Below are 24753 nucleotides of genomic sequence, written 5' to 3'. Positions count from 1 at the left end.
TCGAGTGAGGTCACGCAGCAGTGCTGGCGTTGTTGTCGACTTGATGGGGGCGCACGTCGCGTTTGACGCCGCGCATCAGAATGATCAGCAGCGTGGCGCCGATGAGATCGAACGCGCCGAGGGCGCCGAATAGGGGCGTGTAGCCGATCGAATCGGCCAGCGCGCCGACCAGCAGCGAAAAGCCCAGGCCGCCGATCCACGCGGACATGCCCGCAAATCCGGCGACGGTGCCGACTTCGCCGGGATCGAACACGTCGGCTGCCAGCGTATTGACGAGTGCCGAGATCATTTGATGCGCGAAGCCGCCCACGCAGAAGAGCGCGATCGCCTGATACGGAGAGGCGACGAGGCCGATGCATGCCGGTCCGAGCATCATGAAGGCGCCGAGGACCACACCCGCGATACGCGACCCGATCAGCGGCATGCGCAAATGCTTCATCAGGAACGGCGACAGGTAGCCGCCGAAGAGACCGCCGAGGTCGGCGGCAAGAAACGGCAGCCACGCGAACAGCGCGATCTGCTTCAGATCCATGTGACGTTGCGTCGCGAGGTAAAGGGGAATCCAGAAGCTGAACGTTTGCCACGCCGGTTCCGCGAAGAAGCGCGCTTGTGCGATCGCCCAGAAACGGCGCGTACGGAGGACTTCGCGGATGCTGCGCCGTTGCGGCGCGCCCGGCGTTTGTCCGCTGACGATCGTTTCGCGCTCAGTCGCGCTGATACGCGCGTGATCGGCGGGCGAGCGATACAGCGCATACCAGGCAGCGGCCCACACGAAGCCGAGCGCGCCAGTTACCGCAAACGCGCTTTGCCAGCCATACCTCAGCGACAGGAATACGACGAGCGGCGGGGCGAGCAGCGAACCGAGCGAGGTGCCCGCATTGAAGTAGCCCACCGCGACGGATTTCTCCCGATTGGGAAACCATTCGGCGACTACCTTCATGCCCGCCGGAATGGCGACGGCTTCCGTCAATCCCATGAGTCCGCGCAAAGCCGCCAGCGAAAGCCAGCCAGTCGCGAAACCGTGCAGTACGCCTGTCAGCGACCAAAGGCAGGCGAACAGCGCGAAGCCGAGCCTCAGGCCGATCAGGTCGATGATCAGACCGCATACCGGCTGCATGATCGTGTAGCCGACCTGAAATGCGCCGACTACGTACGAGTACTGCTTCGTGCTCATGTGCAGCAGTTGCGTCAACTGAGGCGCCATCACGCCGAGGGCGTTGCGCGACAGATAGTTGACGATCGTCCCGGCACATACGAGCGCGATGATCCACCAGCGCAAACCAATGATTGTTTTCAAAAGCTGTCTCCGTACCCTATGTGTCCGTTGACTGTCCGCTAGACCGCAGGCATGCGCGAATTCGAACATTTTTCGGCGTTAAGTGTCAGTCATCGTATCACTTGAATGACGCTCTTTCACCAGGGAAAACCATGATTTAAGTGATTGAATTTCTTGAAATATCTACAAAATACGGCCTTTTTGACAATTTTTCATAAACGATGAGGTCGGACGACCGTCTACTTCTGAAAATGATAAAAATGTTCTTTCGAACATCAAATGTTCGTTTTGATGGTTTGTGCGAGTTTGTATGGGCTGGAGGCGTGGGTAACAGGTGTGCGGAGACATAGGTAGCACTCTGTGCGAGTGAGCGTGGCCGAGCATCGGGGCGATCGAGGAGGCTAGATGGCGAGGTGGCTGGACGATAAGCGGCGCATTTGCAATTCCGCGCCACCTTTCGATCCGATGTGCGTCGCCTACGGGGATGGCAACGCAAACGTATGGGAGGATAAGGGCGTACGGAGCGGCCAGGTTTCAGCGTCCGGTCAGGCTCGTTACGTGCCGTGAGAATGTTTCGATATCCTACTGATCTGGGTGTGTCGGCAGCACCACGGTCACAAGGCTGATCGAAGGCCGCTGACCAGATTGCCTGGCGCGAAGGCAAGCGGCGTCCCTCAGCGGCGAGGGCGGTGACCGATGGGTGGCTCGCCCCAAGATGGTCCACTAAGGGCGAGGCGATTCGATTACATCGCCACTACTTTTTCGCCAAACCTTTGTCCAATGTAACGAGACGTAACGAGGCGGCCCCGGACGCGATGTTGTGCATCAGTTATTACAAAGTTGAAATACGCGGACGGCTGCCTTGCGCTATATTTCGGCCAACAACACACATCTTCAAAAGGGTGATCGATGAAGTCCGCACGTCTTGTTCCACTTCTGATCGGGGTTCTCGGGTTGGCTGCGTCGGGTGCTGCAATGGCCGGCGGCCTTAGCGTTGGTGTCAACATCGGCATTCCCGCGCCGGTCTACGTTGCGCCGGCTCCGGTCTACGCACCGCCGCCGCCCCCGCCGCCGCCCGTCGTCTACCAACCGGCTCCTGTGTATTACGGCGGTCCGGCGATCGTGATCGGCTGGCACGGCGACCGTTACTGGGACGGTCGCCGCTATTGGGCGCGTGATGACTGGTATCGCCACCATCCCCCGGGCCGCTACGATTATGGCCGTGACCACTACGACAATCATCGCGGCTGGCACTAAGCCTCAAAAGGTCACAGTCGGCCCAGCGGCCGAGCTGAAAAACCGCCCCCGAAAAGGGGCGGTTTTTTATTGCGCTCGCGAAACCGGCAGGGTGAGTCGAAGGCGTTGAGGTCTGCGCGCCACGCACGTCAACGTCTTGTAGATGAGATGTGCGGATTGCGTGGGTTTATTGGGTAGAATTCTCTCACACCGACATTGCCCACTGACCAACAAGGCCCCTATGACAACTGGCTCGCGATGGGTTCAAGCGCTTCATGCACTTTGGTGCAGCGTGATTCACAGGCTATCGCGTGTCGGTTTACCCGTTGTGCCGCGCATCCGCCGTTCGGCGTGCGCTGCCGCGCTGTGCGGGCTGTCTCTCCTGGCCGGTTTGCTCGCGCCGCCCGATGCGCACGCTGTCTATGCGATCGCGCAATACGGCGAGCCGAAGTATCCCGCCGATTTCAAGCACTTCGACTACGTCAACCCGGATGCGCCGAAGGGCGGCACGCTGGTGCTGGCCAATCCGAGCCGGCTCACCAGCTTCGATAAATTCAATCCGTTCACGCTGCGCGGTAACGCCGCGCCGGGCGTCGACCTGATGTTCGAGAGCCTGACCGTCGGCAGCAGCGACGAAGTGGCCTCCGCCTACGGCCTGCTCGCCGACGACATCAATATCGCGCCGGACGGCCTGTCGACCACCTTCCACATTAACCCGCGCGCACGGTTTTCGAACGGCGATCCGGTTACCGCGGACGACGTCAAGTTTTCGCTCGATACGCTGAAAAGTCCGCAGGCCGCGCCGCAGTTCGCGTCGATCTTCGGCGAGATCACACGAGCGGTCGTTGTTGATCCGCATACGATCCGTTTCGAGTTTCGTCAACGCAATCGCGAGTTGCCGCTGCTCGCGGGCAGCATGCCGGTGTTCTCGCACAAGTGGGGGATGAAGCCGGACGGCAGCCGCGTCGCGTTCGACCAGTTGGCGTTCGAAACGCCGATCGCCAGCGGCCCCTATCTGATCGATCAATACGAGAACGGTCGCACGATTGCTTACCGGCGCGATCCGAATTATTGGGGGGCGACGTTGCCTGTGCGGGTCGGCATGAACAATTTCGACCGGATCGTCTACAAGCTGTATTCGGATAACACCGCCCGGCTCGAGGCGTTCAAGGCGGGCGAATACGACGCATTGGTCGAGTATGTCGCGCGCAACTGGGTGCGGCGCGACGTCGGCAAGAAGTTCGATAGCGGCGAACTGATCAAGCGCGAATTTCCGCAACATAACGGCACCGGCATGCAAGGCTTCGTGCTCAACACACGGCGTCCCTTGTTTCAGGACGTGCGGGTGCGCAAGGCGCTCGATCTCGCGCTCGACTTTCAGTGGCTGAACCGGCAACTGTTCTTCAATCAGTACACGCGCATCGACAGCTTCTTTGCCAATACGGAATTGCAGGCGAAGGGAATGCCAACGCCTGGCGAGTTGGCGCTGCTCGAACCATGGCGCGCCAGGCTCGATCCGGCTGTGTTCGGTCTGCCGCCGAAGCAGCCCGACACCGATCCGCCAGGCTCGCTGCGCGCCAATCTGCTGCAGGCGCGCGCGTTGTTGCAGGAGGCGGGTTGGACCTATCGCGACGGCGCATTGCGTAACGCCAAAGGCGAGCCGTTCCAGTTCGAGATTCTCGACGACTCCGGCTCGTCCGCCCAGTTCGAGCCGATTGTCGCGACCTTCATCCGTAATCTGCAGAAGCTCGGCATCACCGCGACCTTTCGCGTATCCGACTTCGCGGTCTATCAGAAGCGGCTCGACGCATTCGACTTCGACACGACCACGATCCGTATGGCGGATGTGCAGGTGCCCGGTTCGGAGCAGATCGATCGTTTCGGCAGCAAGGCTGCAGACACCAACGGCTCGGACAACGTAATCGGATTGAAGTCGGCCGCCGTCGACGCGATCCTGAACGCGCTCGTGCATGCGCAGACACGCGAGCAGCTGATCGACGCGACGCACGCGCTCGACCGCGTGCTGATGCATGGCTACTATGTGATTCCGCAGTGGTACAGCGCTTCGCACCGGGTGGCGTTCAAGCGCGGTCTCGCGTGGCCCGCCACGCTGCCTCTGTACTATGGCGCGGAAGGCTGGATCACCTCGATGTGGTGGTATGCACAGCCGCAACCGACGCAATCGCCGCAAACCCAGCCGCACTGAACGCGTCTATTCATTCATCGCCTTCGCACCGGAAACGCCGCCATGTGGAGCTACATCCTCAAACGCCTGCTGTTGATGATCCCGACCTTGCTCGGCGTGCTGACGCTGACCTTCGTCGTGATCCAGTTCGTGCCGGGCGGCCCGGTCGAGCAGATGCAGCACGAACTGCGCAAAGGCGCGGAGAATGGCGCGCCGTTCGGCCTGCGCACGCATACCGGTGTCGACGCGCAGCAGATCGCGCAACTGAAGGTGCTATACGGTTTCGACAAACCGCCGCTCGAACGCTATGTCCTGATGCTCAAACGCTTCTCGACATTCGATCTTGGCCAGAGCTATTTTCGTCACCAGAGCGTGTGGTCGCTGATCGTTTCGAAATTGCCGGTGTCGATCAGCATCGGTTTGTGGACGTTCTTTCTGACGTATCTGATATCGGTGCCTTTGGGTATAGCCAAAGCGGTGCGCAACGGCTCGCGCTTCGATATTGCGACGAGCCTCGTCGTGCTGATCGGTTACGCGATTCCGGGCTTTGTATTGGGCGTGCTGTTGCTAGTGCTGTTCGGCGGCGGCAGTTTCCTGCAGTTGTTCCCGCTGCGCAATCTCACCTCGGACAACTGGGCGCAATTGAGTTTTGGCGGCAAGATCGTCGACTATCTGTGGCACATCACCTTGCCGATTACGGCCTCTGTGGTGGGCAGCTTCGCCGTCGTCACAATGCTGACGAAAAACGCCTTTCTCGACGAGATCCGCAAGCAATACGTGCTGACCGCGCGTGCCAAAGGGTTGTCCGAGAAGCGCGTGCTGTGGAAGCACGTGTTTCGTAATGCGTTGCTCCCGTTGATCGTCGGTTTTCCTGCGGCCTTCATCGGTGCGTTCTTCACGGGCAGTCTGCTGATCGAGACGCTGTTTTCGCTCGACGGACTCGGCTTGCTGTCGTACGAATCGGTGGTGCGGCGCGACTATCCGGTCGTGCTCGGCACGCTGTATCTGTTCACGCTCATCGGTCTTGCGACCAAGCTGATTTCCGATCTTTGCTATGTGTGGGTCGATCCCCGCATCCAATTCGAACAACTGGAGCGCTGATGAATCGAGCCCGTCTTTCAGCCGATGCGGCGGCGCGTACCGAACCGGCTCGCGCGTTCGTGTCGCCCACGCCCGCGCGCCGCGTCTGGCAGCGTTTTCGCCAGCAGCGCCTGGGCTACTGGAGTCTGATCATCTTCGTCGTCGCGTTTGCAGCGAGCCTCGCCGGGCCGCTGTGGTCGAACGACAAACCGCTCGTGGTGCGTTACGAAGGGCAGTTGTATTTTCCGATGTTCAAGACCTATTCGGAGACCACCTTCGGCGGCGATTTCCCGACCCCCGCCGATTATCTCGATCCGTATATCAAGCATCGTTTCGATACACCGGGCAACTTCGCGGTGTACCCGCCGAACCGGTACTACTACGACACGCTGAATTATTTCTCGAAAGCGCCGAATCCGGCGCCGCCGTCGCGCGATAACTGGTTCGGCACTGACGATCGTGGTCGCGATCTCTTCGCGCGTCTCCTGTACGGTTTTCGCGTGTCGGTGGAATTCGCGCTGGTGCTGACCTTGATCGGCACGGTGCTCGGGATTGCCGCGGGCGCCGTGCAAGGTTACTTCGGAGGACGTACCGATATCATCGGGCAGCGTCTGATAGAAATCTGGAGTGCGATGCCGGAGCTTTACCTGTTGATCATTTTCTCGTCGATCTTCGAGCCGGGGTTCATTCTGCTGATCGTGCTGCTGTCGCTGTTCGGCTGGATCGGCTTGTCCGACTACGTGCGCGCGGAGTTTCTGCGTAACCGTCACCAGGACTATGTGCGTGCGGCCCGGGCGATGGGTCTCTCGAACTGGCAGATCATGTGGCGGCACGTATTGCCCAACAGTTTGACGCCGGTGATCACATTCCTGCCGTTTCGCATGAGCGGCGCGATTCTCGCGCTCACCAGTCTCGACTTTCTCGGTCTCGGCGTGCCGTCGCCGACCCCGAGCCTCGGTGAACTGCTCGCGCAAGGCAAAGCGAATCTCGACGCATGGTGGATCTCGCTGTCGACTTTCGGCGTGCTGGTCGCGATGCTGTTGCTGCTGACGTTCATGGGCGACGCGCTGCGCAATGCGCTCGACACCCGCATCTCCGATGCCATGCGCGCGGGAGGCAACCAGTGAGCGCCATGACGGAGAACCACGCAAAGCAGGCCATGACGCCACCGCTGCTCGAACTCGATCATCTGCATGTGACCTTCGGCGACACAGTCGCGGTGAACGACGTGACGCTCGCGATTCAACGCGGCGAGCGGGTTGCGCTGGTTGGCGAATCGGGTTCGGGCAAGAGCGTGACCGCGCTGTCGATCCTGCGTCTGTTGAGCGATGCGCAGATCAGCGGATCGATCCGTTTCGACGGCCAGGACCTGCTCGCCAAAAGCGAACGCGAGATGCGCGGCATGCGCGGCTCGGACATCGCGATGATCTTCCAGGAGCCGATGACGGCCCTCAATCCGCTCTATACGGTCGGCGACCAGATTGCGGAGACGATTGTCGTGCACGACGGCGTCACGGCGAACGAAGCACGTAAGCGCGCCGTGGCGTTGCTGGGGCGCACGGGCATCGCCGAGCCCGGTAAGCGGGTGAACAGTTATCCGCATCAGCTTTCGGGCGGTCAGCGGCAGCGCGCGATGATCGCGATGGCGCTCGCGTGCCGCCCACGCCTGTTGCTGGCCGACGAACCGACGACGGCGCTCGACGTGACGATTCGCGCACAGATCGTCGACCTTCTGCTGGAGCTGCAACGCGACGAAGCCGAGAAGCGCGGCATGGCTGTGCTGCTGATCACGCACGACCTGAATCTGGTGCGCCATTTCGCGCAACGCATCGCGGTAATGGAGAAGGGTGTACTCGTGGAAAGCGGGTCGGTCGAGCAGGTGTTCGAGTCGCCTCAGCATCCGTACACGCAACGTCTGCTGGCGAGCCGGCCGCAGCGCACCGTGGTCCCGGTGCTGCCGATCTCGCCGGTGCTCCTCGAAGCGCGCGATGTCTCGGTCGACTTCAAAACGAAGCTGCCGGGCTTGAGCGGCTGGTTTCGCTCGGGACACTTCCGCGCGGTTGCGGATGCGAACGTGTCGGTGCGCCAGGGCGAGACGCTGGGGATCGTCGGCGAGTCGGGCTCGGGCAAATCGACACTCGCGATGGCGCTGCTCGGTCTGCAACGCACGGTGCACGGCGAGATCGAGTTTCAGGGCAGGGCGCTTGGCAGCTATCGCGGCGCTGAGCAGACCGCCTTACGCTCGAATATGCAAGTTGTCTTTCAGGACCCGTTCAGTTCGCTTTCGCCACGGCAGACCATCGAACGGATCGTGGGCGAAGGGCTCGCGCTGCATCGGCCGAACCTGAGTCCGGAGGCGCGGCGTGACAAGGTGATGTCGGTGCTGCGCGAAGTCGGTCTCGACCGCACGGTGCTGTACCGATATCCGCATGAGTTCTCCGGCGGTCAGCGTCAGCGGATTGCGATCGCGCGCGCGCTGGTGCTGGAACCGCGCATCCTGATCCTCGACGAACCGACCAGCGCGCTCGACGTGTCGATCCAGCAGCAGGTGCTGAAACTGCTCGCCGGGTTGCAACAGAAGTACAACCTCGGCTTCGTTTTCATCAGCCACGATCTGGCGGTGATCGGGGCGATGGCGCACCGTGTCGCGGTCATGCAAAACGGTTCAATCGTCGAAAGCGGGGACGTTGAGCAGATTTTTGCGACACCGGCGCACCCTTACACCCGAAAGCTGCTGAAAGCGGCGCTTGACCACTGATTTTGCACTCTTTCACCAATTGGGTGCGTGTCTCGATTGTATTTTTCTATTTGTTTTGACACGTGAATACTTACTGGCTAGTATCGACCAAACTTTTTTCCGTAGCCCACTGATTTTTAGGCAAAAAATACCGACCAATGCAGCACAGAAACCTAACCCAGGCTTGCACGCGCGTCGTCGCCGGGATGTTCATTGGCGTCTTGATGGCAGCAGCTCCCGGCGCGTTCGCCGACGAAGTAAGCAGTTTTAATCAGAATGCCTCATATTCGACCCCCAGCGGGTCGAATTCTTTGTCCTCCCTGAATACGCAATCGGCCGCTCCTGATAGCGACGGCGGCGCCAAATCGTTCCTTTCCGGTATGGCCGGCAAAGCGGGCGACGTGGTGGTCGGCGCGCTGAACATGATCGGCGTTCGCTACCGTTGGGGTGGTAATACGCCCGATTCGGGGCTCGATTGCAGCGGCTTCGTTCGCTACGTGTTCCAGGACACGCTCGGCATGGCGCTGCCGCGCCGTGCAGAGGAAATGAGCCGCGTTGGCGAGAAGGTTCGCGTTAGCGACCTGAAGCCGGGCGATCTGGTGTTCTTCAATACGATGCGCCGCACGTTCTCGCACGTCGGCATCTATATCGGCGACAACAAGTTTGTGCATTCGCCTTCCACGGGCAGCACGATTCGCGTCGACGACTTGGATAGCGGTTATTGGGAAAAGCGCTTCACGGGTGCACGCCGGATCGAGACCTCCTATCAGGAAGGGGAAGATCTGCGCAAGCGCGTGAATGCGTCGATCGGCGGCAATCAGTAACTGATTCAACTCGCACCGGCGGTTTGGGTGCGACAAAAAAGCCTGCTTCATTCGAAGCAGGCTTTTTGCGTTTGAGTGCTCGCCGATGTGCCGGCGAATCTTCCGTGCCGTTTTCCAAGGCGCCGCTCGGTGAGCGACGACAGCCGTAGCGCGCCGGTCGGTGCAACCGCCGCTGCCTTGCTGCGGGGTTACACCGCGGCGCGGCTGGCGGCTAGCTTGCGTTGCAACTCAGGCATCATCTTCGCCACCGCTTCCTCGCCGGCCAGAATCGCCGCATTGCGCTGCGAGAAATCGCTGCCGCTCATGGCGGCCAGATTGGGCCGGATCACGACGTCGGCATATTTGTCGAGTTCATAGGCCTTGATCGTCTGGCCCATGATCGTGAAAGTCTGCATCAGCACGTCGAATGAACTGGCGGTGAGGCCGCTTTCCGGGCGCTGAGAGATGTCCACGGCGATCACGAAATCCGCGCCCATCTTGCGCGCAAACGAAGCCGGCACCGGGCTCACCAGACCGCCATCCACATATTCGTGGCCGCCGATCTTTACCGGCTCGAAAATCGACGGCACGCTGCACGATGCGCGCACGGCAACGCCGGTGTTGCCGCGCTGGAACAGGATCGGCTGACCGGTTTTCAGATCGGTGGCGACCACGCCGAGCGGCTTGCTCATCTTTTCGATCGGACGGTTGTTCAGGGTCGTGTTCAGGTAATTCTGCAGCGCGACGCCTTGCAGAAAACCGCGCGTGCGAAACGGCATGGCCCAGTCGCTGATCGACGCTTCGTCCATGGTCAGTGCGAGCTTGTTCAGTGCAAAGCCGTTCATTCCCGAGGCGTACAGCGCACCGACTACCGAACCCGCGCTGGTGCCGGCCACGAGGTCGACCTGGATATTGCGCGCCTCCAGCGCCTTGATCACGCCGATGTGCGCGAAGCCGCGCGCGGCGCCGCCGCCCAGCGCGAGCCCGACGCGGATTGGCCGCTGCGGTTTGTCGAGCGGCGGCGTGTTGGCGGTAGGCGTGGCGGTAACCGGCGTGTTATCGGTCTTGCTGCCGCCGGTCGTGGTGCAGGCGGCCAGCACCGCGGAAGCGGCCGCCAATGAGAAGTGGCGACGGGCGAGGCGAGGGGATGACGGTTTCAACGGGTTCTCCAGCAACGGCATGGGTGGCGCGATCGGCGCAACCTGTGCCGCGATCAGGCGGATAGTCAAACGGATGGAGCCGCCGGCGGCGATTCCATGCACTGTGGTTCTATCCCCACCCGCAGCGCGCGCACATCATAAATCAAAGCTTCGGACCCGCGCCGGCCTCGTAATGAAACGTTGCAGAGGAAGCCCTCGGATGCCTCGGCGCACGCTTCCCGCGCGGCCTTGTGCGCTGCCATTGGCCATTCGGACGAGGGCTGGCAACGCCTGTTGGGAAGGTATAATTCGGCTCTCGCATTTATTTCCTTCGTGTCCGTGCAAGGCGCTTTCCGCTGCATGGGCGCGGTCCGCTGCCGCGCTTCACTGGCCATGTTCGCCACGGCGCCGGCGCCTGTCTTCCGAGTAACCGCTAATGACCACCTCCGTCCGTACCCGTTTCGCACCGAGTCCCACCGGCTTCATCCACCTCGGCAACATTCGCTCCGCGCTTTATCCGTGGGCGTTCGCGCGCAAGATGAAAGGGACTTTCGTGCTGCGGATCGAGGATACCGACGTCGAGCGTTCCAGTACCGAAGCGGTAGACGCCATTCTCGAAGGGATGGAATGGCTGGGCCTCGATTTCGACGAAGGCCCGTTCTACCAGATGCAGAACATGGACCGTTATCGCGAAGTGCTCGAGCAGATGCGGGATGCCGGCCTCGTGTATCCGTGCTACATGTCGACGGAAGAACTCGATGCGTTGCGCGAGCGTCAGCGCGCAGCCGGTGAAAAGCCGCGCTATGACGGCACGTGGCGCCCGGAACCCGGCAAGGTCTTGCCGGAGCCGCCGGCGGGCGTGCAACCGGTGCTGCGCTTCCGTAATCCGTTGACGGGTGTCGTGGCATGGGACGACGCGGTGAAAGGCCGCATCGAGATCTCGAACGAAGAGCTCGACGACCTCGTGGTCGCGCGCCCGGACGGCACGCCGATGTATAACTTCTGCGTGGTGGTCGACGATCTGGACATGCGCATCACGCACGTAATTCGCGGCGACGACCACGTGAACAATACGCCGCGTCAGATCAACATTCTGCGTGCGCTCGGCGCCGAGCCGCCGGTCTACGCGCACTTGCCGACCGTGCTGAACGAGCAGGGCGAGAAGATGAGCAAGCGCCACGGCGCAATGAGCGTGATGGGTTATCGCGACGCCGGTTTTTTGCCGGAAGCGGTGGTCAACTATCTGGCGCGTCTGGGCTGGTCGCATGGCGACGCGGAAATCTTCACACGGGAGCAGTTCGTCGAATGGTTCGATCTGGAGCATCTGGGCAAGTCGCCGGCTCAGTACGACCACGACAAGCTGAACTGGCTCAACGCGCACTACATCAAGGAAGCGGACAACGCGCGCCTTGCGGCACTCGCCAAGCCGTTCTTCGCTGAACTGGGCATTGACGAAGCCGCGATTGCGCAGGGCGCCGATCTGACGTCGGTGGTGGGCTTGCTGAAGGATCGTGCGTCGACGGTGAGGGAAATCGCCGGGAACGCGGCGATGTTCTATCGCGTACCCGCACCTGAAGCTGAGGCGCTCGCGCAGCACGTCACGGATGTTGTGCGGCCGGCGCTTGCCGATCTGGCGGCTTCGCTGAAAACGGTGGAGTGGACCAAGGAAGCGATCGCTGCGGCATTGAAGGCAACGCTCGGCGCGCACAAGCTGAAGATGCCGCAACTGGCCATGCCGGTTCGTCTGCTGGTGGCCGGCACCACGCATACGCCGTCGATCGACAGCGTGTTGATGCTGTTTGGTCGCGATGTCGTCGTCAGCCGTATCGAAAAAGCGTTGGCTTGAGCGCGTTCGCCTCTGCATTGAGCGGGTTTGCATGCGACTTGCGAAAAAAGTCGCATGCAATTGCTCAAAGGGTATTTACAAAGCGCAGATTGGCCTCTAAAATCTCGTTTCTGTTCTGCAAGGGGGGTATAGCTCAGCTGGGAGAGCGCTTGCATGGCATGCAAGAGGTCAGCGGTTCGATCCCGCTTACCTCCACCATCAGAGCAGAGTGAAGTGGTTCCGAAGTCTGGAGCTTGTAGCAAAAAAGACTTCACAAACAGCGGTAACGTAGTTAGAATATCGGTCTTTGCTGCAGACGAAGCGAAATTAGCCAAAAGTTAAGCTGAGTTGGCAGCAAGATAAAGACAGATCTGAAAAGATTATGTCCCCTTCGTCTAGAGGCCTAGGACATCACCCTTTCACGGTGAGTACAGGGGTTCGAATCCCCTAGGGGACGCCAAATATCAGCGTCGCTTTAGTATTCGATAAGAAGCAGTAAAGCAACGCAGCTTGCAGAGAAAAAACCAACGCTCGCAAGTCATGATAGGCAAACTGGAGTGGTAGTTCAGTTGGTTAGAATACCGGCCTGTCACGCCGGGGGTCGCGGGTTCGAGTCCCGTCCACTCCGCCAGACAAAGCCCGTTCATGCAAACCTGAACGGGCTTTTTCATTAAAGGTGTAAGCAGTACGTTGTCCCCTTCGTCTAGAGGCCTAGGACATCACCCTTTCACGGTGAGTACAGGGGTTCGAATCCCCTAGGGGACGCCAGAACATCGGCGTCGTTCAGTGTCAATATGAGCGGTGCAGCGGGTGAGTGAGCCAGGCTCACACGCCACGGTCAAAAAATCTGGAGCGGTAGTTCAGTTGGTTAGAATACCGGCCTGTCACGCCGGGGGTCGCGGGTTCGAGTCCCGTCCGCTCCGCCAGATTTTAAAAAGCCCACTTCGAAAGAAGTGGGCTTTTTTTATTTCCGCAGCCGGGTTTGCCTGGGTATCGTCCGGGTATGCTCGGGACAAACAGCCATTGCCAGCGCGCGCGGCCTGTTTTACCGTTGACCCGACTCATCTTCGTCGTTCCACCATGTTCGATCCAACCGAAGCCCCGTCACCGTTTTATCTGCGCCAGGCCAGCATGGACGATTTCGAGTTCGCTGAGGCGCTGACTCGCAATAACATGGGTGGCTACTACCGTCGGCACCATCTGGTCTGGCGTGGCGATCTGTTTCTCGGCAGCTGGCGTGAGTCGGAGAATTTTATTCTCGAAGTGGACGGCATGCCGATCGGCGTGCTGCGCATTACCCAGGAAGGCGATTCGCTGCATATCCGCGATGTGCAAATTGCCGAGGGGCATCGGCGGCTCGGCGCCGGCACGTATCTGCTCGATATGTCTCATCAGTGGGCGCGCGAGCGCGGGCTGCGCGAGTTGCAGTTGCGCGTATTCGTCGACAATCCTGCCGCGCGGCTGTACCAGCGCAAGGGATACAAGCTGACCGGGCCGCGTCTGGCGCAACTCGGGGCGATCCGTCACCTGGCGCGGCGCGTCTGACGCACGGCGGCTAGTGGCCGGCGGTTTCGCGCTATGCCGTCACTTTTGCGCGCTTTCTTCAACCGTCCCGCTCTCCACCCGATGCTCCGCGCCACGTTCGATGAACGCGCGTGGGCTTTCGCCGAATGCCCGCCGGAACATCGCCGAGAACGCACTCTGGCTCTGATAACCCAACTCCTGCGCGACATGTGAAAGCGGCCGTCCCTGACTCAACAGCGGAATCGCGCGCGCGAGAATGGCCTGCTGACGCCATTGTGAAAAGCTCACGCCCAACTCCTGACGAAACAGCCGCGCAATCGTGCGCGTACTCGCCCCCACGCTCGATGCCCATTGTTCGAGCGACTCGCCGTGCGTCGGGTCCGCGATCACGGCCTCGCACAACGCGCGCAAGCGCTTCTCGTTGGGCATCGGCACGGACAGCGGCAACGGTTCCGAACGCGTCAGTTCGTCGAGCGCGAGCGCGCCTAGCAATTGTTCGCGCGTCGCCGAAATGCCTGGCGTATCGAGCGCGGCAATGACTTCGCGCAGCAGGTCCGATACTTCGACCACGCGTGGCGCATCCAGTCCGGCCGGGACGGTGCTTTCGGTGATGTAGAGCGTGCGCAGGAATGCATCTTCGACGGCGACCACTTCGTGTGTCACGTGCGGCGGCACCCAGATTGCCCGGGATGGGGGCACCATCCAGGTCGTGCCGGTTGTCGCGACCCGCAGCACGCCGCGCGACGCATAGGCCACCTGGGCCCACGCGTGCGTGTGTCGCGCGATGCGCCAGCCCGACGGCATCAGCCGCGAGCGCACGCGGATCGGGTGCGTTTGCGTCGGCTGGAATTCGGGCGGGATGTCGGCGAAGTGGACCTGGCTCGACAGGACTGAGTCAGAGGACGAATTCATGTTGAAGATCGATCCAATGGATGGAACGCAAAAAACGCTGTGCTTGCAAATGCGGAACTCGTGAGCAGGGCGCTCTCATCTACTGAGCGCTTTACGGACCTCAAGGCCCACGGCCCAGATTCAAGCTCTAAGGTTCAACCCCAGGCTCCAAGGCCCAACCCCAAGCTCAAAAGCCCAACCCCAAGCTCAAAAGCCCAACCCCAAGCTCAAAAGCCCAACCCCAAGCTCAAAAGCCCAACCCCAAGCTCAAAAGCCCAACCCCAGGCTCCAAGGCCCAGACCCAAGCTCCAAGGCTCAACCCCAAAACTCCCCCTGGCCACTCATTGTAGGTGTTACGTCGGGGTCAACGTTGCATAATGTCCCGATTACACGGATCCTGAGGAGAAGGCCATGAGTTTTGCAACCGCCGACTTGTGTGACGCACACGAGGACCAACTGGCGCTGGGCACGTTGCGGGTGCTCGAGCCGGTCTTTCATCTCTTCAGTCGCGCCGAATGCTTCAGCGGCGAGGCCGTCACGCTAAAAGTATTCGAAGACAACGCACTCGTACGTGCCACGCTCGAGGAGAAGGGCGCCGGCCGGGTGCTGGTGGTCGACGGCGGTGGCAGCCTACGTTGCGCACTGGTGGGCGGCAATCTCGCGCAAATCGCCGAGCAGAATGGCTGGGCGGGCATCGTGCTGAACGGATGCGTGCGTGACACGCTCGAGCTCAATGAAGTCAATGTCGGCGTGGCGGCGTTGGCGACCTGCCCACGGCGTGGCCAGAAGCTCGGCATCGGCCAGCGCGACGTGCCGGTGCAATTGCCGGGCGCGCTGGTGCGTCCGGGCGAATGGATCTATGCGGATATCGACGGCGTGCTGGTGGCGAGCGCGCCGCTGAACTGAACCCCGGCAACAGCCGGGGCAAGCCGAACCCCTCATCAAGGAGAGCAAACGACGATGCAGACCGTCTTTGTATACGGCACGTTGCGTGCCGGTGAAGTGAACGATCTTAGGAATGCTGCCGCGCGTAACGATATCGCCGCGCCGAATCTGCTCGGCACGGCCACGGTGCGCGGTCATCTATTCGACTTCGGTTTGTATCCGGGCCTCGTGATCGACGAAGCGGGCGTGGACGTCACGGGCGACGTCTACGAAATCGACGATGAACTGGTTGCGGTGCTCGACGAGATCGAAGCGGTGTACCCGGGCGTCGAAGATCGTTTCCTCGCGCGGGAAGTGATGGTGAAAGTAGACGGTAACGTCGTGAACTGCCGCTTCTATCCTGTCACGCCCCATGCAGTGAAGGGTCTCCCGGAAATCAGATCGGGCGATTGGGTCGAATATCGTAGCTCGCGCTGAGAGGGCACGACCAATCCCGCAGCGAAATGCACCGCGAGCACATGACGGACTGACGGACGCATCACGCGCCCCCGCGAGCATTCCCGCGAGCGCATAAAAAAACGGCCCGGCAGGCATGCGCCTGTCGGGCCGTCCGGTCGGTCAGCCTTGCGACCCGGGCCGCTCGTTCATCTTGCGTGGCTGGTGAAAGCGGGCCCGGTACGACGTCGTTGTTGCGGATCAATGAGGCAGATCAATGAGGCTGCTGCAGACGCTATTCAGATACCTCAGATTTCCTCATACAGCGGCAGCGTCAGGAAGTCGGTGAACTGCTCCGACGTCGACATCTCTTCGAAGATTTGTGCGGCGCGATCGTACGGTTTCGTATCGCCGCCGACTGCCAGCTTCACCTTGTCGAGTTCTTCCGCCGACAGTTCGCGCACCAGCTCGGCCGTGACCTTGCGGCCGTCTTCGAGCTTGCCCTTCGGCGAGCGAATCCATTGCCACACTTGCGAGCGCGAGATCTCCGCGGTGGCGGCGTCTTCCATCAGGTTGTGAATCGGCACGCAGCCATTGCCCGCGAGCCACGAACCCAGGTAGTGAATGCCGACGTTGATGTTGTTGCGCAGACCGCCTTCGGTGATCGGCGCTTCCGGGCGGAAGTCCGTCAGGTCGGTCGCCGTGACGAGCACGTCGTCGCGTTGCTTGCTGATCTGATTCGGTTTGTCGCCGAGCACCTTGACGAATTCTTCCATTGCGATCGGCACGAGGCCCGGATGCGCGACCCAGCCACCGTCGTAACCGTCGCCCGCGTCGCGTGCCTTGTCCGAGCGCACGCCGCCCATTGCCTTGTCGTTCGCGGCCGGATCGTTCTTGATCGGAATCAGCGCGCTCATGCCGCCGATTGCCGGCGCGTTGCGGCGATGGCAAGTCTTCAGCAACAGCAGCGCGTAGGCGCGCATGAACGGCGAGGTCATCGTGATCTGCGAACGGTCGGCGAGACAGAAATCGCGGTCGTTCTTGAACTTCTTGATCGCCGAAAAGATGTAGTCCCAACGGCCGGCGTTCAGGCCCGAGCTATGCTCGCGCAACTCGTACAGGATCTCGTCCATTTCGAATGCGGCGACGATCGTTTCGATCAGCACGGTTGCGCGAATCGTGCCGCGCGGCACGCCCACGGCTTCCTGTGCGGCGAGGAAGATATCGTTCCACAGGCGCGCTTCCAGATGGCTCTCCATCTTCGGCAGATAGAAGTAGGGCGCCGTGCCGCGTGCAACCTGTTCCTTTGCGTTGTGAACCATGAAGAGCGCGAAATCGAAGATGCCGCCGGACACGCGCTTGCCGTCCACCGTCACGTGCTTTTCATCCAGATGCCAGCCGCGCGGACGCACGATCAGCGTGGCGATCTTGTCGTTCAGCGTGTACGACTTGCCGTTCTGTTCGAGCGAAATCGTGCGGCGCACCGCGTCCTTCAGATTGATGTGACCGGTAATCTGGTTATCCCAGCTCGGCGCATTCGAATCCTCGAAGTCGGTCATGTACGAATCCGCGCCCGAATTCAGCGCGTTGATGATCATCTTGCGCTCGACTGGTCCGGTGATTTCCACGCGGCGGCATTGCAGATCGTGCGGCAGCGGCGCGATCTTCCAGTCGCCTTCGCGCACGCTTTTCGTTTCGGCGAGGAAGTCGGGGCGCTCACCGGCATCGAGGCGCTTGGTGCGTTCCACCCGCGCTTGCAGCAGTTGCTGACGGCGCGGTTCGAACGTGCGATGCAGCGCGGCGACGAGTTCGAGCGCGTCGCGGGTGAGGATCGTTTCATAGCCCGGCTTGATTTCAGCCGTGATTTCCATGCCCTGCGGCAGTTGCAGCGATGATTGCGATGACAGCGGATTCGCCATGGTTTTTCCTTGGTCGGTCAGATTGCAAAGATGCAAATGTTGAGAGGCGGTTGAATTGCGTCGTGGTATCCAGATGAGAGCTGTCATGCGCCAGGGCTGTGGCGCGTGCGGCTGCCGCCCGGATTGCCGGTGCTGCCCGTGCCGCTGGTGCGGCCGGGCGACGCGAGGGACTTCAGAAAAGCGAGCAGATCGTTCATGCCTCCGCCCGCGCCATGCGGCGTGACGCCCAGTTCTTCGGCTGGTGCGTTTTGCCGGTTAAGCCAGAAAGTCGTGAAGCCGAACCAGCCGGCGCCTGCCACGTCCCAGCCGTTCGACGACACGAAGACAATCTCGCGCGGCTCTGCGCTGAAGGCGTGCGTGCCGAGCGTGTAGGCTGCGGGCGAGGGTTTGTAGGCGCGTACTGTGTCGACGGATAGGACATGGTCGAACAGCCCCGTCATGCCGGCGCTCTTCACGGCGATGTCGAGCATTTGCGGGTTGCCGTTCGAGAGGATCGCGAGACCGGGCCTTGCCGTTGCTCCGGCTTTGCCGCCCACAGCGGCAGATGCGGATCCTGACGACGCCGAAGGCGCGTCGCGCAACTGGCGCAGTGCGGGCACGGCATCGGGAAAAGCGGACAGGCACGCATATTCATCCATCAGACGCTTCTCTGCCGCGCGGCCCAACGTGAGATGCAGTTTCCTGGCGGAGAAGCGCAAGGCGTCGAGCGTGATGTCCCAGAACGGCCGGTAGTGCGCGCCGGATGCGCCGGCCGGATCGGCGAGCGTGCGCAGCTGCGTGTATTCGATCTGTTTCTGGCGCCACAAGTGCGAGAGCGCATCGCCATGGCCGGGGAACATTTGCTCTGCGGCAGCGATCACCGAGTGCACGTCGAAAAGCGTGCCGTACGCGTCGAAAATCACTGCTCTAGGAAAAGGTGTCGTTATGGCCGACATTGCCGTGCACTCCTATCAGAGGTCAGGACGAATTGTATTAGTGACGCTGTATGCTAAAAAAGAGGTAAAAGATCACTTGATCTTTTACTTTCATGCACCTAATCTGACGCGCACCGACCACTTTCCTGCGCAGCCCCAAGAGAATTTCTTTCGGGCGTTGCGGCTTCGTTGCCCATGGACCGTTTCAAGCAGATCGAGACTTTCGTTACCGTTGCGGCCAAAGGCAGCCTGTCCGCCGCGGCGCTCGCGGAAGGCGTCGCGCCCGCGATCATCGGCCGCCGCATCGATGCGCTCGAAGAGCGCCTCGGCGTCAAACTGCTGGTGCGCACCACGCGCAAGATCACGCTGACCTTCGAAGGCTCGGCGTTTCTCGAGGATTGCCAGCGCGTCATCCACGACATGCAGAACGCCGAGGCCAGCGTGTCGGCGGGCGGCGTGAAGGCGAGCGGCCATTTGCGGCTGTCGGCGCCGGCCGGGTTTGGGCGTCGGCATGTGGCGCCGCTGGTGCCCGCTTTCACCGTCGCGCATCCGGATGTGTCGATTACACTCGACCTGTCCGACCGGCTGGTCGACCTCGTCAACGAAGGATTCGACTGCGCGGTGCGCCTGGGCGAACTGCCGGATTCGTCGCTGGTGTCGCTCAAGCTTGGGGAGAACCGTCGTGTGTGCGTGGCTGCGCCGTCGTATCTGAGCCGGCGCGGTTCGCCGCATTCGCTGGCCGATCTCGCGCACCACAATTGCCTCGCGCTCGGCGCGAGCGCCAATCAGCAGCGCGGCTGGATGTTCCAGCAGGGGGACAAGGTCGTGTCGATCAAGGTATCCGGCACGATGGAGTGCTCGGATGGCGCCGTGCTGCACGAGTGGTGCCTCGAGGGTTATGGGCTTGCATGGCGCTCGTGGTGGGAGGTCGGCACGGATATCGCCGCTGGCCGGCTGGTGAGCGTGCTCGATGAGTTCGCCGCGCCGCCGATCGGCATCCATGCGGTTTTTCCGCAGCGCCGGCATTTGCCACTGCGGGTCCGGCTGTTTCTGGACTTTCTCAAGCATACGTACGGCCATCCTGACTACTGGGGCGAGGCGGGCTGAGGTGGGACTGAGGCCAGACGATCTGCGCAATGACCCTTTTGGGTTGTTTTGCGCAGGCGCCATACACGAGCGCCCCACACGAGAACCAACCCGCCGCACCAATCCGCTGCGCCAACCCGTCACACCAACCCACGCAACGGGTTTCCGATATGCGGACAGACCCGCACAACCGCCTTGACCTCATTTCTGCGAACTACAATCGATTGAAGCGGCTTCCATGCCGATCGCGGGACGCTGAAGCCGCGCTGCACGCAGCCGGCGACGGAGGGCATCATGTTCAGGCACATCCTGGTTCCGACCGATGGTTCCGACCTGTCACGCAAGGCGATAGACGGCGCCATTGATCTCGCGCAGGCCGTCGGCGCTCGCGTCACGGCCTATGCGTGTCTGCCGCAATATCCGTATTCCCCGTTCTCCGACGTGGTGGTCGAACCGCCGGTCGAGTTTCTGCGGCGCAGCGAACGGGAAGCGCACGTGCACCTGCGGGAAGTGGAACTGGCCGCGCGCCGTGTCGGTGTTGCGTTCGACAGTCACACCAGCGTGCATCCGGCACCCTATCTCGGCATTATCGAAGCGGCCGAGCAGGGTGGCTGCGACGTGATTTTCATGGCGTCGCACGGACGGCGGGGCCTCGGCAGCCTGTTGATCGGCAGCGAGACGCAGCGGGTCCTGACGCATACGAAGATTCCGGTCATCGTGTACCGCTGAGGCGCACGCTCGCGATCACATCGCCGGCACAGATACGACATGGCAAAAAAAACGCGCCGGCGATGAGGCCGGCGCGTCCCATGCTTCGCCGCACAATGCATTGCGCTGGCTTTTTTCCGCTGCTGCGATCACTCCCAGGCTCCAGCCATCAGGGCAGACCGGCGTACTTCGGCCCTGATGGCATGCCTCCCTGACAGCGGCCCTCTAACGGAGCCGCTGTTTCGTCTGCCTTGCTGCTTCCGCGATCAGACCGCGAAATCCCTTAAGCGACCTTCTTGTCGAAGAACTGTTCGTCTTCCGTCGAACCGTGCAGCGCGGTCGTCGATGCATCGCGCTCGACCGTTTGCGTCACGGCGTCGAAGTAGCCGGTGCCGACTTCGCGCTGGTGCTTGACCGCGGTGAAGCCCTTTTCGGCGGCAGCGAATTCAGCCTGCTGCATTTCGACGAAGGCGGTCATCTGGTTGCGGGCATAGCCATGCGCCAGGTTGAACATCGAGTAGTTCAGCGCGTGGAAGCCAGCCAGCGTGATGAACTGGAACTTGTAGCCCATTGCGCCGAGTTCGCGCTGGAATTTGGCGATGGTTGCGTCGTCCAGGTTCTTCTTCCAGTTGAACGACGGCGAGCAGTTGTACGACAGCAGCTGGTCCGGGAATTCCTTGTGGATCGCGTCGGCGAATTTCTTCGCGAACTCGAGGTCCGGCTTGCCGGTTTCGCACCAGATCATGTCGGCGTACGGCGCATAAGCGAGACCACGCGAGATTGCCTGTTCCAGACCCGGCTTCGTACGATAGAAACCTTCCACCGTGCGCTCGCCCGTCAGGAACGGCTTGTCGTTGTCGTCCACGTCAGACGTGATCAGGTCTGCGGCTTCCGCGTCGGTGCGAGCCAGCAGCACGGTCGGCGTACCCGAGACGTCCGCGGCCAGACGTGCAGCCGTCAGCTTGGCGATGTTTTCGCGGGTCGGCACGAGCACCTTGCCGCCCATGTGGCCGCACTTCTTCACCGAAGCGAGCTGGTCTTCGAAGTGCACGCCTGCGGCGCCGGCTTCGATCATGGCCTTCATCAGTTCGAATGCGTTCAGCACGCCGCCGAAACCGGCTTCCGCGTCCGCCACGATCGGTGCGAAGTAGTCGATATAGCCTTCGTCGCCCGGGTTCTTGCCTTCCGACCACTGGATCTGGTCAGCGCGCGTCAGCGTGTTGTTGATGCGCTTCACGACGAGCGGCACCGAGTTCGCCGGGTACAGCGACTGGTCCGGGTACATTTCACCGGCCACGTTCGCATCGCCTGCCACTTGCCAGCCCGACAGGTAGATCGCCTTCAGGCCGGCCTTGACCTGTTGCATCGCCTGGTTGCCGGTCAGCGCGCCGAGCGAGTTGACGAACGGCTCGTTGTTGACGCTTTCCCACAGCTTTTCCGCGCCGCGCTTGGCAAGCGTGTGCTCCACTTGCAGCGAGCCGCGCAGACGGATCACGTCTTCAGCGGTGTACGTACGCTTCACGCCTTTCCAGCGCGGATCGGTTTCCCATTGCTGTTGGAGTTGCTTGGCTTGTTGTTCGCGCGACATGGTGTGCTCCTTGGTTGCCTGTAATAGATAGGTGACTCTGTCGACCCGGGTTGGCGCTTTGGCGCTGGCTCGGATCCCATGCAAGAAACTTGCAGTCTTCGTCGAAGCGCTTGGCCGGTAGAGGCGTTTCGTTTCGTGAAGTCTTATATAAGAGTCTAGGCAAATCGATCGTCGCGCAATAGTCTGCGAGGAGCGTTTTTTGAATATTTATTTCCTTTAAAAATCAGTTATTTATAGAATGTGTTCCGCATTGGGAAATGACTTTTCCCATCTTGCAATAGGCTCTGTTGTGCCTTGCAGCACGATTTTTTACGACGCAAAAAAATTTTCCACATCGTGAAATTTCGCCGGTGCCCAAAGTAGGTACGAAAAAAAACCGGCGCCTGAGCACCGGTTTCTTTCGACTGACGAACGGCGCGAGGCCGTTCGGGTCTTTTCAGGCCGCCTGACGTACTGAACGAGCCACGTAAATAGCGTTTGCCTGTTGACTGCTGAGTCGCTGCTTAGCTGCCGCGACGCGCCGTACGCGGACCGTCGCTGCGGCGTGCGCCGTAGCCGCCGTCACGCGAACCGCCGCCGAAGCCGCCTTCACGCGAGCCGCCACCGAAGCCGCCTTCACGTGAACCGCCGCCAGCCGACTTGCCGGCCCAGCCGCCGCCATTGCTGCTACCGCTGCGCGAACCGCCGCCATTACCGGCCGGCTTGCCTGCGCCGCTGCCGAAGCGACGGCCACCACCGTTGCCACCGCCCGGACGGCCACGGCCGCCAAAGCCAGGACGGCCGCCACCGCCCGACGGAGCCGACTTGCGCGGCTCAAAGCCTGCGACGACGTTGACCGGCAGCGGCGTGCGCACGAAACGCTCGATGCGCTTCAGCGCGCCTTGTTCCGCGTGGTGCACGAGGCTCACTGCGATACCCGAGCGGCCAGCACGGCCGGTACGGCCGATACGGTGCACGTAGTCTTCAGCGAACTTCGGCAGGTCGTAGTTGAACACGTGCGTGATGCCCGGAATGTCGATACCGCGAGCGGCGACGTCCGTGGCTACCAGCACGCGCACGCGGCGCTCGCGCAGAGCCTTGATCGTGCGGTTGCGCGCACCTTGCGGCAGATCGCCGTGCAGCGCAGCCGATTCGAAACCGGCGTCGGCCAGACGGCCGGCCAGTTGGTCCGCGTCCATCTTGGTTGCCGTGAAAACGATAGCCTGGTCGAGGCCCTCGTCACGCAGCAGATGGTCGAGCAGACGATCCTTGTGATCGCGGTCGTCGACATAGTGGACGGTTTGCGCGATGTTGGTGCGTTGTTCGAGGCGTTGAACGATCTCGATCCGTTCCGGATCCTTCAGCAGACGGCCGGTCAGCGAGCTGATCTTGCCGTCGAGCGTAGCCGAGAACAGCATGGTTTGACGCGTAGCCGGCGTAGCGGCGACGATCGTTTCGATGTCTTCGATGAAGCCCATGTCGAGCATGCGGTCGGCTTCGTCGAGCACGAGGATCTGCAGTTGCGACAGATCGATACGGCCGCGTTCCAGGTGGTCGATCAAACGGCCAGGCGTAGCAACCAGGATTTCCGGGTTCTTCGCCAGCAGCATCAGCTGTTGACCGTAAGCGACGCCGCCCAGAATGCTGACGGTACGCAGACGCTTGAGGTGCTTGCCATACGTGGCAGCGGCGGTGGTGACCTGCATCGCGAGTTCGCGGGTCGGCGTCAGAACCAGCATGGTCGGACGGGCAACCGGTTGCGGGCGGCGCGTGCGGGCACCGTCAGCCGGACGCGGCTCACGCGGCTGGCTGGCTTGCTGTTTTTGCAGTTGCGAGAAACGCTCGATGGCGGGCAGCATGAACGCGGCGGTCTTGCCCGAACCGGTCGGGCTCGAGACCATCAGATCGCGGCCGGCGATGCCGGCGGGGATTGCGCGTTGCTGAACCGGAGTCGGGTTTTGATAACCAGCGGCGGTCAGGGCGGAGACGACATCCGCGGAGAGACCGAGCGACGCGAACGACGGGCCGGTCGGCGCTGCGGCTTCTGCGGCGACAGCTTCCGGAGCGGCAGCGACTGCTGCGGCTTGTGCGGGTGCAACATTGCTGTCAACGAGACCGAGGGCTTGATCGGCGATGGCGTTCAACGGGCTGCTGGGGGTATTGCTCGAAGTCATGAGAATCCTTGATACACAGGGAATTAAAACGTCGGCGCCAATCGGCATACCCAAGTCGTCGGATTCAGCGAGCAAAGAAGCAGCGAGCAAATCGAAAAACGGGGGCAGCTCGCGACAATGAAGGCGAGCTTTTCGTTAGAAGCTGTATCGGATGCGACATGCCAAAACGGCGTGCCGCCAGCCTGGGACATGATCGCCCGTAGGGGGCTAGGCAGGAGGGGACAGGTTCTAAACTGGATTGGAGCTAAACGCTACGAGGCGCTGCGCCGCAAAGGCCGCTAGAGGAAAGCCGGGCAAAGCAGTGAAGCGCAGGCAGCATTGTATAGGGTTTTGTTGCACTGCGCCACTGTTAGGACGTTTCCTGGCGGA

General features: G+C 61.5%; 19 protein-coding genes and 5 tRNA genes. 17 read left to right on the top strand and 7 right to left on the bottom strand.

Annotated features, from left to right (window positions below; genetic code table 11):
• Positions 1 to 10: 10 nt before the first annotated feature.
• Positions 11 to 1297, bottom strand: a complete 1287-nt coding sequence (locus PQQ95_RS08280) for an MFS transporter (RefSeq protein ID WP_408436733.1) — start codon at positions 1295 to 1297, stop codon at positions 11 to 13.
• Positions 1298 to 2185: 888 nt separating this feature from the next.
• On the opposite strand from PQQ95_RS08280, the gene PQQ95_RS08275 reads away from it, so the two are divergent.
• From PQQ95_RS08275 to PQQ95_RS08250, 6 genes are all read left to right on the top strand, one after another.
• Positions 2186 to 2533, top strand: a complete 348-nt coding sequence (locus PQQ95_RS08275) for a hypothetical protein (protein WP_408436732.1) — start codon at positions 2186 to 2188, stop codon at positions 2531 to 2533.
• 220 nt (positions 2534 to 2753) lie between these two features.
• A complete protein-coding gene (locus PQQ95_RS08270) occupies positions 2754 to 4718 on the top strand; it encodes an extracellular solute-binding protein (RefSeq protein WP_408436730.1) in 1965 nt (654 codons plus the stop codon).
• 42 nt (positions 4719 to 4760) lie between these two features.
• Complete coding sequence (locus PQQ95_RS08265; protein ID WP_408436729.1) at positions 4761 to 5798, top strand: microcin C ABC transporter permease YejB; 1038 nt, start codon at positions 4761 to 4763, stop codon at positions 5796 to 5798.
• Positions 5798 to 6904 (top strand): ABC transporter permease, encoded by a 1107-nt coding sequence (locus PQQ95_RS08260; RefSeq protein WP_408436727.1) that lies wholly within the window; start codon positions 5798 to 5800, stop codon positions 6902 to 6904. Before PQQ95_RS08265 ends, PQQ95_RS08260 begins: the two co-directional genes overlap by 1 nt.
• Before the next feature lie 5 nt (positions 6905 to 6909).
• The gene (locus tag PQQ95_RS08255; RefSeq protein WP_408436994.1) at positions 6910 to 8535 is read left to right on the top strand and encodes an ABC transporter ATP-binding protein; all 1626 of its coding nucleotides are present in this window, start codon (positions 6910 to 6912) and stop codon (positions 8533 to 8535) included.
• A 137-nt stretch (positions 8536 to 8672) separates the two neighbouring features.
• On the top strand, positions 8673 to 9338 hold the full coding sequence (locus PQQ95_RS08250) for a C40 family peptidase (RefSeq protein WP_408436726.1): 666 nt from the start codon (positions 8673 to 8675) through the stop codon (positions 9336 to 9338).
• Positions 9339 to 9526: 188 nt separating this feature from the next.
• Here PQQ95_RS08250 and PQQ95_RS08245 read toward each other — a convergent pair whose 3' ends face one another.
• Positions 9527 to 10498: a patatin-like phospholipase family protein gene (locus PQQ95_RS08245; protein ID WP_408436993.1), complete on the bottom strand. Its 972-nt coding sequence runs from the start codon at positions 10496 to 10498 to the stop codon at positions 9527 to 9529.
• Positions 10499 to 10892: 394 nt separating this feature from the next.
• Here PQQ95_RS08245 and gltX point away from each other — a divergent pair, with 394 nt between their 5' ends.
• From gltX to PQQ95_RS08210, 7 genes are all read left to right on the top strand, one after another.
• Positions 10893 to 12302 carry a glutamate--tRNA ligase gene (gene gltX, locus PQQ95_RS08240; RefSeq protein WP_408436724.1) on the top strand — a complete coding sequence of 470 codons (1410 nt, stop codon included), beginning with the start codon at positions 10893 to 10895 and terminating at the stop codon, positions 12300 to 12302.
• A 122-nt stretch (positions 12303 to 12424) separates the two neighbouring features.
• Positions 12425 to 12500, top strand: a tRNA-Ala gene (locus PQQ95_RS08235).
• A 165-nt stretch (positions 12501 to 12665) separates the two neighbouring features.
• A tRNA-Glu gene (locus PQQ95_RS08230) sits at positions 12666 to 12741 on the top strand.
• A gap of 94 nt (positions 12742 to 12835) precedes the next feature.
• Positions 12836 to 12912 (top strand) — tRNA-Asp (locus PQQ95_RS08225).
• 61 nt (positions 12913 to 12973) lie between these two features.
• Positions 12974 to 13049, top strand: a tRNA-Glu gene (locus tag PQQ95_RS08220).
• 81 nt (positions 13050 to 13130) lie between these two features.
• A tRNA-Asp gene (locus PQQ95_RS08215) sits at positions 13131 to 13207 on the top strand.
• 154 nt (positions 13208 to 13361) lie between these two features.
• Positions 13362 to 13826: a GNAT family N-acetyltransferase gene (locus PQQ95_RS08210; protein ID WP_408436722.1), complete on the top strand. Its 465-nt coding sequence runs from the start codon at positions 13362 to 13364 to the stop codon at positions 13824 to 13826.
• 39 nt (positions 13827 to 13865) lie between these two features.
• Here the strand turns inward: PQQ95_RS08210 and PQQ95_RS08205 are convergent, their stop codons facing one another.
• Positions 13866 to 14717 (bottom strand): AraC family transcriptional regulator, encoded by an 852-nt coding sequence (locus PQQ95_RS08205; protein ID WP_408436720.1) that lies wholly within the window; start codon positions 14715 to 14717, stop codon positions 13866 to 13868.
• 390 nt (positions 14718 to 15107) lie between these two features.
• Here PQQ95_RS08205 and rraA point away from each other — a divergent pair, with 390 nt between their 5' ends.
• A complete protein-coding gene (rraA, locus tag PQQ95_RS08200; protein WP_408436718.1) occupies positions 15108 to 15602 on the top strand; it encodes a ribonuclease E activity regulator RraA in 495 nt (164 codons plus the stop codon).
• A 54-nt stretch (positions 15603 to 15656) separates the two neighbouring features.
• Positions 15657 to 16058, top strand: a complete 402-nt coding sequence (locus PQQ95_RS08195) for a gamma-glutamylcyclotransferase family protein (protein ID WP_408436716.1) — start codon at positions 15657 to 15659, stop codon at positions 16056 to 16058.
• Between the two features lie 266 nt (positions 16059 to 16324).
• Here the strand turns inward: PQQ95_RS08195 and aceB are convergent, their stop codons facing one another.
• A complete protein-coding gene (gene aceB / locus PQQ95_RS08190; RefSeq protein WP_408436714.1) occupies positions 16325 to 17935 on the bottom strand; it encodes a malate synthase A in 1611 nt (536 codons plus the stop codon).
• Positions 17936 to 18018: 83 nt separating this feature from the next.
• A complete protein-coding gene (locus PQQ95_RS08185; protein ID WP_408436713.1) occupies positions 18019 to 18870 on the bottom strand; it encodes a (S)-2-haloacid dehalogenase in 852 nt (283 codons plus the stop codon).
• Between the two features lie 174 nt (positions 18871 to 19044).
• Between PQQ95_RS08185 and PQQ95_RS08180 the strand changes: the two genes are divergently transcribed.
• Together PQQ95_RS08180 and PQQ95_RS08175 are read left to right on the top strand one after the other, a co-directional pair.
• Entirely contained in the window at positions 19045 to 19956 is a 912-nt protein-coding gene (locus PQQ95_RS08180; RefSeq protein WP_408436712.1) for a LysR family transcriptional regulator, read from the top strand.
• A gap of 273 nt (positions 19957 to 20229) precedes the next feature.
• The gene (locus PQQ95_RS08175; protein WP_408436710.1) at positions 20230 to 20664 is read left to right on the top strand and encodes a universal stress protein; all 435 of its coding nucleotides are present in this window, start codon (positions 20230 to 20232) and stop codon (positions 20662 to 20664) included.
• Between the two features lie 262 nt (positions 20665 to 20926).
• On the opposite strand, the gene aceA is transcribed toward PQQ95_RS08175, so the two are convergent.
• Positions 20927 to 22231 carry an isocitrate lyase gene (gene aceA / locus PQQ95_RS08170; protein WP_028199401.1) on the bottom strand — a complete coding sequence of 435 codons (1305 nt, stop codon included), beginning with the start codon at positions 22229 to 22231 and terminating at the stop codon, positions 20927 to 20929.
• 503 nt (positions 22232 to 22734) lie between these two features.
• Positions 22735 to 24384, bottom strand: a complete 1650-nt coding sequence (locus tag PQQ95_RS08165) for a DEAD/DEAH box helicase (protein WP_408436709.1) — start codon at positions 24382 to 24384, stop codon at positions 22735 to 22737.
• Positions 24385 to 24753: the final 369 nt, after the last annotated feature.

Source organism: Paraburkholderia caffeinilytica, assembly GCF_046030355.1.
Classification (GTDB): Bacteria; Pseudomonadota; Gammaproteobacteria; order Burkholderiales; family Burkholderiaceae; genus Paraburkholderia; species Paraburkholderia caffeinilytica_B.
This window is presented reverse-complemented; position numbering and strand designations above follow the sequence as displayed.